Below are 13,814 nucleotides of genomic sequence, written 5' to 3' on the forward strand. Positions count from 1 at the left end.
CCCTTCCTCCCCTGATGTTTCCCCGCAACACCTCAAAAGTTTCAAGGAATAAAACTAGTTTACTGATCAAAGCGCTTTGAACTATACTCAAAGCGCTTTGAGACATAACTAAAGCGCTTTGGTTGTGCGAAGTTATGCGCACCGATCCCACACCTATAAAAACACTGGAGACGCAATGAACAAACATTTCTTGAAAACTTTGCCTGCCGCCGTGGCGTTGGCCTTGAGCGCTTCGGCCGCCCAGGCCGCCCTGCCGATCGATTTCGGCGGCTACATCCGCTCGGGCTTCGGCACCAGCAGCGAAGGCGGCAAGGAAGCGTGTTTCGGCCTGGCCGGCGCCTCGTCCAAGTATCGCCTGGGCAATGAGTGCGAAACCTACGGCGAGCTGAAATTCGGCGGTGAAGCCTTCAAGGCAGCCAACGGCACCACTTTCCGCATCAATACCCTGGTGGCCTTCTCCGTCAACCAGAACCAGGACTGGGAACAATCGGACCCGTCGTGGCGCGAAATGAACGTCGTCGCCGACAAGATCGGCACGGGCGCCTTCGCCGAAGCGCGCGCCTGGGTCGGCAAGCGCTACTACGACCGCCAGGACGTGCACATCACCGATTACTACTTCTGGAATAACAGCGGCCCTGGCGCCGGCCTGGAAAACATCGACCTGGGCGCCGCCAAACTGGCCTACGCCATCGTGCGCACGGCCGACGACGGCGACAGCAATCGCATGGGCCTGTCCCACGACCTGCGCTTCTCCGGCATCAAGGTCAACCCGGACGGCGAACTGACCCTGGGCTTGCAATTCAACCAGAAACGCAACGCGCAAGGCGCGGCCCCCATCGCCAGCGGCCACTTGCTGACCATCATGCATACGCAAGGCAATCTGCTGGGCGGCTTCAACAAGGTGGCATTGCAGTACGGCAAAGGCAGCGCCGCCAACACGGGCGGCTTCAGCCTGGGCGCCGGCAAGGATGACAAGGTCGTGCGTCTGACGGAACAAATCATGATCCAGCCCAAAGGCGCCTGGTCGGGCATGGGCACCTTCGTCTATGAAGACAAGGAAACGGCAGGCGTGAGCAGCAAGTGGACGTCGATCGGCGCGCGCCCCGTCTACCACTTCACGGACAACTACAGCCTGGCCGTGGAACTGGGCCACGACATCGTCAAGCCGGAAGGCGGCGAGAGCCGCAACCTGACCAAGCTGACCTTCGCGCCGCAACTGTCGGCCGGCAACAGCTTCTGGTCGCGCCCCGTGCTGCGCGCCTTCTACACCTACGCCAAATGGAACAAGGCAGCCCAGTCGGCCGCCGCCGCGGAATCGGCGCTGTCGTCGACGGGCGTGTTCGGTGGCAAGACGAATGGCAGCTCGGTCGGTTTCCAGGTCGAGTCGTGGTGGTAAGAGCATCTGAAAAACGTCCATGGCGGCGTTGCACGGTCTTGCCGTATTAGCGTACTGTCTGCGACCGTGCGCCTTGCCCTGAACGTTTTATCAGACGCTCTTTATTGATCAGAGGCATCCAACACTGGCTGACGCCGCAAGGCTCCAGCCACTGGCAGCAGCACCGCCCGCATTTCGGGGCAGGTAGTAACCGGACCCACCATTTCGCCGCTGCACGCGATGGCCGGCAGCTTCAATGTAGTGATTCAGCAGTATCCTCTTTTAGCGCGGGCGCCCCTGGGTTTGCCCGCGTATTTTTTTGGGCGCCGCCGCCGCTTGCCATACCCCTGATCAATCCGGCATTTATCAGATAAACTACCCTTTATCGCGCCGCAACGCTCCCGACCCACCCTGGATAGACCCCGACTGCAGCATCCATGAACCTCAAAAATCTCGCCAAAACGCTAGGAATATCCGAAACCACCGTCAGCCGCGCCTTGAATGGCTATCCTGAAGTAAGCGAACGCACGCGCGAGCGGGTGCTGGCTGCCGCGCAGGCCGCTGGCTACCGCCCCAATCCCATGGCGCGCAGCCTGGCCGTCGGGCGCACGAATATCGTCGGCATCATCTACCCGCTGATGCCGAACGACCTGGCCGACCCCATGTTCATCGAGATCGTCGGCGGCATGTCGGAAGCGCTGGAAGCGCAGCAGATGGACATGATGATCGCGCCCGCCTCGGCCACCAATGAATTCCACACGTATGAACGCATGGTCAAGGGCCGCCGCATCGATGGCCTGATCGTCGGCCGCACAAAGCCGTTCGACGAGCGCATCGCCTACCTGGCGCAGCAGGGCATGCCGTTTGTCGCGCATGGCCGCACGCAGCTGAACCAGCCGCACGCCTGGTTCGACTATGACAACGAGGCCGGCATGCGCCTGGCCGTCGAGCGCCTGGCGCAGCTGGGCCACCAGCGCATTGGCCTCATCAGCGCCACGCCGGACCTGAACTTCGTGCGCCAGCGCGTCGACAGTTTCCAGCACGCCATGCAGGCGGGCGGACTGCCCGTCGACCCGGACAACCTGGTCGACAACGCGCACGACCGCCGCGCCGGCTACCAGGCCATGCAGCGCCTGCTGGCCCGCTCGCCCCGTCCCACTGCCGTCATCGTCGACAATCACATGTCGGGCGTGGGCGCCGTGCGCGCCCTGCTCGACGCGGGCATCGCCATCGGCAGCGAGATGTCGCTGATCGTCTGGGGCGTGATGGAAGATTCCCTGGCCGGCCACAACGTCACCACCGTCGTCCAGCCCGACCCGCGCGGCGCCGGCGCGAAGATGATCCACATGCTGCTGGCCCTGATGGACGGCACGCCCGTCACCGACCTGCAGGAACTGTGGCCGTGCGAACTGTTGCCGGGCGAGTCGGCCGGCCCCGTGCCGCAGTAAGCGTTTTTCGCTGTCCCTACGCCGCCGGCCGCCTGGCCGGCGCGGCCGCATTGTTGTCCTGAATCACCCTCATAAAAAAATCGTATGTCTGGCGCGTGTATCGCTTTACTTTTCAAAGCGCTTTGAACTATACTCATTTCATACCCAAAGCGCTTTGAATTTTAAAATAAGACGTTCGCCTACCAACCAGCAGCGCCGCCTTGATAGCCACGGCTACAGGCAACTTTTAAGAAATCATTCATGCCGACCATCCAGAACAATCTCGCCCACCTGCCCGCCGACTGGTGGCGCAGCGCCGTCATCTACCAGGTGTATCCACGCAGCTTCCTCGACAGCAATGGCGACGGCATCGGCGACTTGCCCGGCATTACTTCCAAGCTCGATTACATCGCCGCTCTGGGCGCCGACATCGTGTGGATCTCGCCCTTCTTCACGTCGCCGATGAAAGACTTCGGCTATGACGTGGCCGACTTCTGCGACGTCGATCCCATGTTTGGTACTTTGGCCGACTTCGACCGCCTGGTGGCGCGCGCCCATGAACTGGGCTTGAAAGTGATGATCGACCAGGTGCTGTCGCACTCGTCCGACGTCCACCCGTGGTTCGTGGAAAGCCGCTCCAGCCGCGACAATCCCAAGGCCGACTGGTATGTCTGGGCCGACCAGAAACCGGACGGCACGGCGCCAAACAACTGGCTGTCCGTGTTCGGCGGCTCGGCCTGGCAATGGGAGCCGCGCCGCGGCCAGTATTACCTGCACGATTTCCTCGTCAGCCAGCCCGACCTGAACTTCCACAATCCGGCCGTGCAGCAAGCGCAGCTGGACAATCTGCGTTTCTGGCTGGAACGCGGCGTCGACGGCTTCCGCTTCGATTCCTGCAACTTCCCGTATCACGACCAGCTGCTGCGCGACAATCCGCCAGCCGCGCAGCGCGATGCCAGCAGCGTATCGGCCATCAACCCCTACGGCATGCAGGCGCACGTGTACGACAAGACGCAGCCGGAAAACATCGCCTACCTGCAGCGCGTGCGCGCCGTGCTCGATGAATACCAGGCTATTTCCATCGGCGAAGTGGGCGACGACAATGCGCTGGCCACCATGGCGGCCTACACGGGCGCCGACAAGCTGCACATGGCCTACAGTTTCAACTTGCTGACGGCGGAGTTTTCCGCCGCGCACATCCGCAAGCAAGTGGAAGAGTTCGAGGCGCAAGTGGCCGACGGCTGGGCTTCCTGGTCCGTGGGCAACCACGACAGCGTGCGCGTCATGACGCGCTGGGGCGGCGAAAACCCGTCGCCATCGCTGGCCAAGGTCGTGCTGGCCGTGCAGGCAGCGCTGAAAGGCACGCCGTGCCTGTACCAGGGCGACGAGCTGGCCCTGACGGAAGCGGACATTCCTTTCGAGGCGCTGCAAGACCCGTACGGCATCCCGTTCTGGCCACAGTTCAAGGGCCGCGACGGCTGCCGCACGCCAATGCCGTGGGTGGCCGATGCGCCGCATGGCGGTTTCAGCAATGCCAAACCTTGGCTGCCCTTGCCGCCCGAGCATCTGGCGCGCGCCGTTGATGTCGAAGAAAACGATTCCGCTTCACCATTGCGGTTTGCGCAGAACATCCTCGCCTGGCGCCGCACCCTGCCGCAATTGCTGCGCGGCGACATCGTCTTCTTCGATGCGCCGGAACCCGTGCTGGCCTTGCGCCGCGACTTGCCAGGCCAACCGTCCATCCTGGCGGCCTTCAACCTGGGCACGCAAGCCGTCACCTTCGCCTGGCCAGACGCGGCGCCGGCGGCCGACCTGGCCGGTCACGGCTTGCCAGGTAATAAAGATGGCCAGCAGATCACCCTGCCCGCGCATGGCGGCTGGTTCGGCACCCTGGCATAAATCGCAGGCTTTGGCGGCCATGCCGCCAATTACAATAACGAGCCCCGCGCATCAGCGGGGACGAATTGACAGATTGAGGACGACAGACATGGCTGGACTGAAGTTAGCAGGACTGAAAAAGGCATATGGCGACGTGCAAACCCTGCACGGCATCGACCTGGAGATCGCCGATGGCGAGTTCATGGTCTTCGTGGGCCCATCGGGTTGCGGCAAATCCACCTTGCTGCGCAGCATCTGCGGCTTGGAAGAAATCAGCGGCGGCGACTTATATATCGGCAAGACACGCATGAACGATGTGCCGCCCGCCAAACGGGGCATCGCCATGGTATTCCAGAGCTACGCCCTGTACCCGCACATGAGCGTGGCACAAAACATGGCGTTTGGCCTGAAACTGGCTGGCATGAACAAGGTGCAGATCGCCGACGCCGTGCAGCGCGCCGCGCAAATCCTGCGCATCGAACCGTTGCTGGAACGCAAACCAAAAGACTTGTCGGGCGGCCAGCGCCAGCGCGTGGCCATCGGCCGCGCCATCGTGCGCAAACCCGACGTTTTCCTGTTCGACGAACCGCTGTCGAATCTCGACGCCTCGCTGCGCGTGCAGATGCGCATCGAACTGGCGAACTTGCACCGCGAATTGCGCTCGACCATGATTTACGTCACGCATGACCAGGTCGAAGCGATGACCCTGGCCGACCGCATCGTCGTGCTCAACGCGGGCCGCATCGAGCAAGTGGGCGCACCGCTGGAGCTGTACCACCATCCGGCCAACCTGTTCGTGGCAGGCTTCCTCGGCTCGCCCCGCATGAACTTCCTCAAAGGCAATATCCACAGCTATGCGGACGGCGTGGCCACCATCGCCACCAATGCGGGCGGCATGCTGCAGGCCGTCCTGACGCAGCCGCTTGCCAGCGGCACCCCCGTCACCGTCGGCGCGCGTCCCGAACACGTGCAGGCGTGCGCGCCCGGCGCCACTGCCGCCATCACGGCCACCGTGCAGGCGGTGGAAAAACTGGGTGACATCAGCTATCTGTATGTGCAGGTAGCGGGCGGCGACGAGCCGCTGGTGGTGCGCGCCGATGCGGAAACGGACTGGGCCATTGGCCAATCCGTGGCCCTGCAAGTGGCGCCCGCCCGCGTCCACGTGTTCGACGAGCACGGCCAGACCCGTACCTGATTCCGAATTTAAAGGGCCAGGCGCTACAGGCGCCGCCTGGCCTGGTTGCATCGTTTCAGCCTTGATACTCAACATAAACTTAGCATAAAAAAAGATACTGGAGATTGACATGTCCTTCACGCACCCGAAACGCAGCTTCATCAAAACCACCCTGATCGCCGCCGCCCTGGCCGGCATCGGCAATCTGGCCGCCGTCAGCATGGCGCACGCGGCCGAAGCAGGCACCCTGCTGATCTGGATCAATGGCGACAAGGGCTACAAGGGCCTGGCCAAGGTCGGCGAAGAATTCACCAAGAAGACGGGCATCAAGGTCGTCGTCGAGCATCCGGAAGATGCACCAAACAAATTCCAGCAAGCAGCGGCCGCAGGCAAGGGCCCGGACATCTGGATCTGGCCGCATGACCGCATCGGCACCTGGATCGACGCCGGCTTGCTGCAACCATTGACGCCAAGCAAGGAAGCGCGCGCCGCCATCCTGCCACTGGCCTGGAACGCCTTTACGGTGAGCGGCAAGACCTGGGGCTACCCGATCTCCATCGAAGCCGTCGCCCTCGTCTACAACAAGGACCTGGTGCCGACGCCGCCAAAAACCTTCGAGGAAATCGCCGCACTGGACAAGAAACTCTCCGCGCAAGGCAAGAAAGCCATCCTGTGGGATTACACGAACACCTATTTCACGTGGCCATTGCTGGGCGCGGGCGGCGGCTTCCCGTTTGAAGTCAAGTCCGACGGCCGCTACGATGCAGCCAAGACGGGTGTCAACAATGCCGGCTCGCAAGCGGGCGTGAATGCGCTGATGACCCTGATCAACAGCGGCGCCATGCCGAAGGGCGCCGGCTATGCCGAGATGGAAGCCGGCTTCAACCAGGGCAAGATCGCCATGATGATCAACGGCCCATGGTCGTGGGACAACGCGCGCAAGTCGAAGATCAACTTCGGCGTGGCAACGATCCCTACCGTGGCAGGCAAGACGGCCACCCCATTCGTGGGCGTGCTGGGCGCGATGATTTCGAAGGCCAGCCCGAACAAGGATCTGGCCACGGAATTCCTGGAAAACCAGATGCTGCAGCTCAATGGCCTGAAAACCATCAACGCCGACGTCCCGCTGGGCACGCCAGCAAACAAGGTGCTGTTCGCGGAATTGAAGGCCAATCCGAACATCCAGGCAACGATGGAAAGCGCGCAAGCTGGCCGTCCAATGCCGAACAACCCGGAAATGGGCCGCTTCTGGTCGTCGATGCAATCGGCGCTGGAAAACATCACGCAAGGCCGCCAGACGACCAAGGATGGCCTGGATGCGGCGGCGAAGCGGATTACGACCGCCAATTAAGCCATATTTTGTTTGAGCGTAGGTCGGATTAGCGTGTAGCGCGTAATCCGACATGTGCCGCCAACAATGTTGTCGGATTACGGCCCTTTGGGCCTAATCCGACCTACGTATCATTACAGGTATCCATCGTGCGCAAGTTTATCGGCCCTACGGTATTGACCATCAGCATGGCGCTGGGTCTGTATCTGCTCTTCATGTTGTACATTTCCGGCCAGACCATGCTGGCCGCCGTTTTCCTCGGCTTGCTGACCCTGACGACGTTCGTCTTCACGTCGCCGCGCGCCTATGCCTACCGTTATCTGTTTCCCGGCATCACGGCGGTCATCGTCTTCGTGCTGCTGCCGATGGTGTACACGGTGTCGATCGGTTTTACCAATTTCAGTTCGCGCAACCTGCTCACCTACGAGCGGGCCACGCAATATTTGCTGGACGAAACGCAGCGGGTGGAAAGCGCCGGCTATGCCATGACCGTGCATGCCGACAACAAGGAATACCGTTTGCGCTTGGAAAGCCCGGACACGGGCGAAGTGCTCTTGACGCAGCCGCTGGCCCTCAAGCGCGCCGTGCCCCTGAACGTGGAAGTGGCGCCGATCGATCCCGTACAGACGCCCGTGCTGGCCGCGCCGCTGGGCATCAAGGACATCATCGCCCTGCAAAAGGATTTGAAACTGCTCACCCTCGTGCTGCCGAACAAGATCGAGTTGCGCATGGTGGGCTTGCGCGAATTCGGCCCCGTCGCGCACGTCTATAAGCAACTGCCGGACAAGACCCTGAAGAAAATCGCCACGGGCGAACTGGTCACGCCGAACTTCAAGACGGGCTTTTATGAAATGCCGGACGGCACGAAACTGGAACCGGGCTTCAAGGTCAACGTGGGCTTCGCCAACTTCGTCAAGATTTTCTCCGACGAAGCGTTCCGCGGCCCCTTCCTGCGCATTTTCGTGTGGACCATCGTTTTCGCCCTGATCAGCGTGGCCACGACGACGGGCCTGGGCATGGTGCTGGCTGTACTGCTGAACTGGGATGCGCTGCGCTTCCGCGGCCTGTACCGTACCCTGCTGTTCCTGCCGTACGCCGTGCCCGGCTTCATTTCCATCCTGGTCTTCAAGGGCTTGTTCAACAATAACTTTGGCGAAATCAACCTCGTGCTCGACGCCCTGTTCGGCATCAAGCCCGCCTGGTTCTCGGATACCACCCTGGCCAAGGCCATGATTTTGATCGTCAACACCTGGCTCGGCTACCCCTACATGATGGTGGTGTGCATGGGCTTGATCAAGGCTATCCCGTCAGACCTGTATGAAGCGTCGGCCCTGGCCGGTGCGGGACCGCTGACGAATTTCTTCAAGATCACCTTGCCGTTGATCATCAAGCCGCTGACGCCCTTGATGGTGGCCAGCCTCGGTTTCAATTTCAACAATTTCGTACTGATCAGCTTGCTGACGGGCGGGCGTCCCGATTTCCTCGACACGACTTTACCGGCCGGCACGACGGACTTGCTCGTGTCCTATACCTACCGCATCGCGTTCGAGGATTCCGGCCAGAACTTTGGCCTGGCCGCCGCCATCTCGACCCTGATCTTCTTCCTCGTGGCCGCGATTTCGCTGGTCAACATGCGCCTGACGCGCATGAACAAAGCATAAAGGACAGCATATGGCTATCGTTGTCGACCGTTCCAACCGCTGGCGCATCCTGGCGGCCCACGTCGCCGTGATCGCGCTGATCGCGCTGGTGATGTTCCCCTTCCTGATGATCTTGTCGATCTCGCTGCGGCCCGGCAACTTCGCCTCGGGCAGTTTGATCCCGCCCGAGATCAGCTTCGAGCACTGGCGATTGGCGCTGGGCATGTCTTACCAGGCGCCCAATGGCGCCCTCGTCGAGCCGGACTTCCCCGTGCTGCTGTGGCTGTGGAATTCCATCAAGGTGGCCAGCATGAGCGCCACCGTTACCGTGCTGCTGTCGACCACCTGCGCGTATGCGTTCGCGCGCATGCAGTTCCGCTTCAAATCGCAAACCCTGTCCGCGCTGATGCTGCTGCAGATGTTCCCCGCCGTGCTGGCCCTGGTGGCCATCTACGCCATCTTCGACGTGCTGGGCAGCTACGTGCCATGGCTGGGCATCGACCACCACGGCAGCCTGGTGCTGGCCTACACGGGCGGCATCGCCCTGCATATCTGGACCATCAAGGGCTACTATCAAACCATCCCCATCGAAATCGAGGAAGCGGCCAAGGTCGACGGCGCCACGCAGTGGCAGGCCTTCATCTACGTGCTGCTGCCGATGACGGTGCCCATCCTGATGGTGGTGTTCCTGCTGTCGTTCATTGGCGCCATCATCGAATACCCGATCGCCTCCGTGCTGCTGCATGAACAGAACAACCTGACCCTGGCCGTCGGCTCCAAGCTGTTCCTGTACGAGCAAAAATACCTGTGGGGCGACTTCGCCGCGGCAGCCATCTTGTCCGGCCTGCCCATCACGGCCGTGTTCCTGCTGGCGCAAAAATGGATGATCTCCGGCCTGACGGCTGGCGGCGTGAAAGGCTGACATGAAGACCATGCTGACCGCCCTCGCCGCTTTGCTCGTCAGCCTGCCGGCGCAGGCGGGCAGCTTTGCAGACAATCCCATCGTCTACTTTGCCGTGACGGACCGCTTCGCTAACGGCAATCCCGGCAACGACCACAGTTATGGCCGCGCCGCCGACCCGCAAGGAGGCGATGTCGGCAGCTTTCACGGCGGCGACATCGCCGGCATCACGCAGCAACTGAAAGCCGGCTATTTTCAAGACCTGGGCGTCAACGCGCTGTGGATCACGGCGCCGTACGAGCAGATCCACGGCTGGGTAGTGGGCGGCAAGCAGCAATTCCAGCACTACGCCTACCACGGCTACTGGGCGCTCGACTACACGACGATGGACGCCAACATGGGCACGCGCGAAGAATTGCGCGAGATGATCAACACGGCCCACGCGCAAGGCATCCGCGTGCTGTTCGACGTGGTGCTGAACCATCCCGGCTACGCGGACCTGCGCACCCTGGCCGAGTACAAGGTGCCCGTGCTGTGGCCCGGCCATGAAAAGGCCGTGCTGCGCGATTATCACAGCTTTATCGACTACAACAACTTCGCATTCGCGCAGTGGTGGGGCCCGGACTGGGTGCGCGCGGGCTTGCCAGGCTACCCGGACGGCGGCAAGGACGATTTCACGATGCAGCTGGCCTACCTGCCCGACTTCCGCACGGAAAGCGGCAAGGCCGTGGGCTTGCCGCCCATCCTGCAACACAAAGCCGACACGCGAGCCGTGGCCCTGCCCGACACCACCGTGCGCGGTTACCTGGTCCACTGGCTGGCCGACTGGGTGCGCGAATTCGGCGTCGACGGTTTCAGGGCCGACACCGTCAAGCACGTGGAGCCTGCCAGCTGGCTGGCCCTGCGCGCGGCGGCCACCGACGCATTAAAAGACTGGAAAACGCGTCATCCAGAACAGAAAATCGACGACGCACCGTTCTGGATGACGGGCGAAGCGTGGGGCCATGGCCCCGAGCGCAGCAGCTGGCATGACGCTGGATTCGACTCGATGATCAATTTCGACTTTCAAAGCCGCGCTGGCGGCGACTGGAAAAGCATCGACGGCGTGTACCGCCAGTACGCAGGCTTTCTGAATAAGAGCCCCCGCTACGACATCCTGTCGTATATCTCCTCGCACGACACCAGCCTGTTCCCGCGCGACCGATTGAAGCATGGCTTGTCCGCCCTGCTGCTGGCGCCGGGCGGCGTGCAGCTGTTCTACGGCGATGAAAGCGCGCGCCAGCCTGGCGCGGCGCCCATCGGCGACGAACAGCAGGCAACCCGCTCCGACATGAACTGGAACACGCTCGATGCGGCCACCCTGGCGCATGCGCGCAAGCTGGGCCAGTTCCGGCTGCGCCACCCTGCCCTGGCGCGCGGCGAACACCGGTTCATCAACGACAAGCCGTATGCGTTCGCCCGCGTGATCGATGGTGACGCCATCATCGCCGTGCCCGAGGCGCAAGGCAGCATCGCATTGAAAGTTCACGGCGTGTTTGCCGATGGCGCCAGCCTGCGCGACGCCTATACAAACCAAACCTACATAGTCAAGGACGGCGCCGTCGCGGTACACGCGGCCGGCACCGTCCTGCTGGAGAAAGCTGCACCATGAGTACCTATGACATCTTAGTGGTCGGCGGCGCCGGCATCGACACCATCGTGCGCGTCCCCGACCTGCAATTGCCCGTCGCCGACTCCGTCCACGTGCCGCCCATCCGCGACTACGTGGCGCACACGGGCAATGGCGTGGCGCTCGGTTGCCATGCGCTGGGCTTGCGCTGCAAGTTCATCGACTTCATCGGCGACGACGCGCAAGGCGCAGCCATCCTGCAGCGCTATAAAGATGCCAAGCTCGATTTCTCGCACATCGTCGAACCTTCCGGCACGCGGCGCAGCGTCAACCTGGTCGATCCGCAAGGACGCAGGCTGTCGCTGTACGACGGCCGCCACCCGGAAGACGTGCGCATGCCGGCCGCTTTTTATCTGCCCTACCTGGGACCGGCGCGCCACGCGCATTTTTCCATCATGGGCTGGGTGGCCGAACTGTTTGACGACGCGCTGGTGTGCGGCACGACGGTGTCGACCGATCTGCACGACTGGGATGGCGTCAACCCGCACCACAAAAAATTCGCACTGCGCGCCGACCTGGTGTTTCTCAGTACGGCCGCGCTGGGCGAGCGCCGGGAGGACGTCATGCGCGCGATTATCGCGGAAGGCCGCGCGCAAGCCGTCATCGCCATGGCGGGCGCGCACGGCGCCTACCTGCTGGAACGGGATGGCGCATCCGTGCGCCACTATCCGACGGCAGGCTTGACGCTGCCCGTGGTGGATACGAATGGCGCCGGCGACTCGTTTGTCGCGGCCTTTTTGCATGCCTGGCTCGATGGCGCGGGCATCGACACCGCCATGCTCCGCGGCGCCATCGGCGGCGCGTTTGCCTGCGCGCAGAACGGCACGCATGAACGCTTCATCGGGCTGGCAGAACTGGATGACTTATATCAAGACAGCACTAGCTTATGACTTAATATTCTATCAAGCGTAACAACCAGCTAATGGTCGCATGGCACAATGGCTGCGGATTTCACCACCGCATACCATCGACACCGGAGACCACATGAGAATCGAAACCCTGGCCGTGCACGCCGGCTACACCCCCGACCCGACCACCAAGGCGGCCGCCGTCCCCATTTACCAGACGGTGGCCTACGCCTTCGACAATGCCCAGCATGGCGCTGACCTGTTCGACCTCAAGGTGGCCGGCAATATCTATACGCGCATCATGAACCCCACGCAGGACGTGCTGGAAAAGCGCGTCGCGGCGCTGGAAGGCGGCGTGGCCGCGCTGGCCGTGGCCTCGGGCATGGCGGCCATCACCTATGCGATCCAGACGATTGCCGAAGCGGGTGACAATTTCATCTCCGCCAGCCAGCTGTATGGCGGCACCTACAACCTGTTTGCCCACACCCTGCCGCAGATCGGCATCGAAGTGCGCTTCGCCGATGCGCGCCAGCCGGAAACCTTCGCCGCGCTGATCGATGCGCGCACCAAGGCCATCTTCTGCGAATCGATCGGCAACCCGCTGGGCAACGTCACCGATGTAGCCAAACTGGCCGAGATCGCGCATGCGCACGGCATCCCGCTGATCGTCGATAACACGGTGCCGAGTCCCTATCTGTTCCGCCCCATCGAGCACGGCGCCGACATCGTCGTCCATTCGCTGACCAAATACCTGGGCGGCCACGGCACCACCGTGGGCGGCGCCATCGTCGACAGCGGCAAGTTTCCATGGTTTGATCACAAGGAGCGCTTCAAGCGCCTGAACGAACCGGATGTGTCGTATCACGGCGTCGTCTACACGGAAGCGTTCGGCCCCGCCGCCTTCATCGGCCGCGCGCGCGTCGTCCCGCTGCGTAACATGGGTGCGGCAATTTCGCCCCTCTCCGCCTTCCAGCTGATCCAGGGCATCGAGACGCTGGCCCTGCGCATGGACCGCATCTGCGACAACACGCTGGCCCTGGCAAAGCATCTGAAACAGCATCCGAAAGTCGCGTGGGTCAATTACGCGGGCCTGGAAGACCACCCGGACCACGCGCTGGTGAAAAAATACATGGACGGGCGCGCCTCGGGCATCTTGTCCTTCGGCCTGAAACTGGCGGCTGGTGAAGATCCGCGCGCGGCAGGCGCCCGCGTGCTCGACGCCTTGCAGTTGTTTACCCGCCTCGTCAACATCGGCGACGCCAAGTCGCTGGCCACGCACCCCGCGTCCACCACGCACCGCCAGCTCAATCCCGAGGAACTGGCCAAGGCGGGCGTGTCCGAAGACATGCTGCGCCTGTCCGTCGGCATCGAGCATATCGACGACTTGCGCGAAGACCTGGAACAGGCCTTGAACGCGGCCTGAGTAGGCAGCAATTCAAGTAGCAATCAGGCTGACACCAGGCGGCCAGCCTGTCCCGGCACATGCATGCCGCCCCTGCCGGGACGGGCGCAGCGCTCTCTGGAGCCGGTGCCTGCACGAGCCGATGCCTGCCTTCGGCTTGGCCGCGGACA

The 13,814-nt window shown here is 62.5% G+C and carries 10 protein-coding genes; all 10 read left to right on the forward strand.

Annotation, left to right across the window (positions count from 1 at the left end; translation table 11 throughout):
• The first annotated feature begins 175 nt into the window (after positions 1–175).
• Positions 176–1,396: a carbohydrate porin gene (locus KO539_RS21240; RefSeq protein ID WP_219311506.1), complete on the forward strand. Its 1,221-nt coding sequence runs from the start codon at positions 176–178 to the stop codon at positions 1,394–1,396.
• Between the two features lie 416 nt (positions 1,397–1,812).
• Positions 1,813–2,823, forward strand: a complete 1,011-nt coding sequence (locus tag KO539_RS21245; RefSeq protein ID WP_219311508.1) for a substrate-binding domain-containing protein — start codon at positions 1,813–1,815, stop codon at positions 2,821–2,823.
• A gap of 240 nt (positions 2,824–3,063) precedes the next feature.
• On the forward strand, positions 3,064–4,701 hold the full coding sequence (locus tag KO539_RS21250; protein WP_219311510.1) for an alpha-amylase family glycosyl hydrolase: 1,638 nt from the start codon (positions 3,064–3,066) through the stop codon (positions 4,699–4,701).
• Positions 4,702–4,789: 88 nt separating this feature from the next.
• Entirely contained in the window at positions 4,790–5,875 is a 1,086-nt protein-coding gene (locus KO539_RS21255; RefSeq protein WP_219311512.1) for an ABC transporter ATP-binding protein, read from the forward strand.
• A gap of 109 nt (positions 5,876–5,984) precedes the next feature.
• Positions 5,985–7,205, forward strand: a complete 1,221-nt coding sequence (gene malE / locus KO539_RS21260; protein WP_051958308.1) for a maltose/maltodextrin ABC transporter substrate-binding protein MalE — start codon at positions 5,985–5,987, stop codon at positions 7,203–7,205.
• A gap of 128 nt (positions 7,206–7,333) precedes the next feature.
• A complete protein-coding gene (malF, locus tag KO539_RS21265; RefSeq protein WP_219311514.1) occupies positions 7,334–8,845 on the forward strand; it encodes a maltose ABC transporter permease MalF in 1,512 nt (503 codons plus the stop codon).
• A gap of 10 nt (positions 8,846–8,855) precedes the next feature.
• Complete coding sequence (gene malG / locus KO539_RS21270; protein WP_034783032.1) at positions 8,856–9,746, forward strand: maltose ABC transporter permease MalG; 891 nt, start codon at positions 8,856–8,858, stop codon at positions 9,744–9,746.
• Between the two features lies 1 nt (position 9,747).
• Positions 9,748–11,376, forward strand: a complete 1,629-nt coding sequence (locus tag KO539_RS21275) for an alpha-amylase family glycosyl hydrolase (RefSeq protein WP_219311516.1) — start codon at positions 9,748–9,750, stop codon at positions 11,374–11,376.
• Positions 11,373–12,284 (forward strand): carbohydrate kinase family protein, encoded by a 912-nt coding sequence (locus KO539_RS21280; RefSeq protein WP_219311518.1) that lies wholly within the window; start codon positions 11,373–11,375, stop codon positions 12,282–12,284. Before KO539_RS21275 ends, KO539_RS21280 begins: the two co-directional genes overlap by 4 nt.
• Positions 12,285–12,378: 94 nt before the next feature.
• Complete coding sequence (locus KO539_RS21285) at positions 12,379–13,665, forward strand: O-acetylhomoserine aminocarboxypropyltransferase/cysteine synthase family protein (protein ID WP_219311520.1); 1,287 nt, start codon at positions 12,379–12,381, stop codon at positions 13,663–13,665.
• The last annotated feature ends 149 nt before the right edge of the window (positions 13,666–13,814 follow it).

This window comes from Janthinobacterium sp. NKUCC06_STL, assembly GCF_019345455.1.
GTDB lineage: Bacteria > Pseudomonadota > Gammaproteobacteria > Burkholderiales > Burkholderiaceae_D > Janthinobacterium > Janthinobacterium rivuli.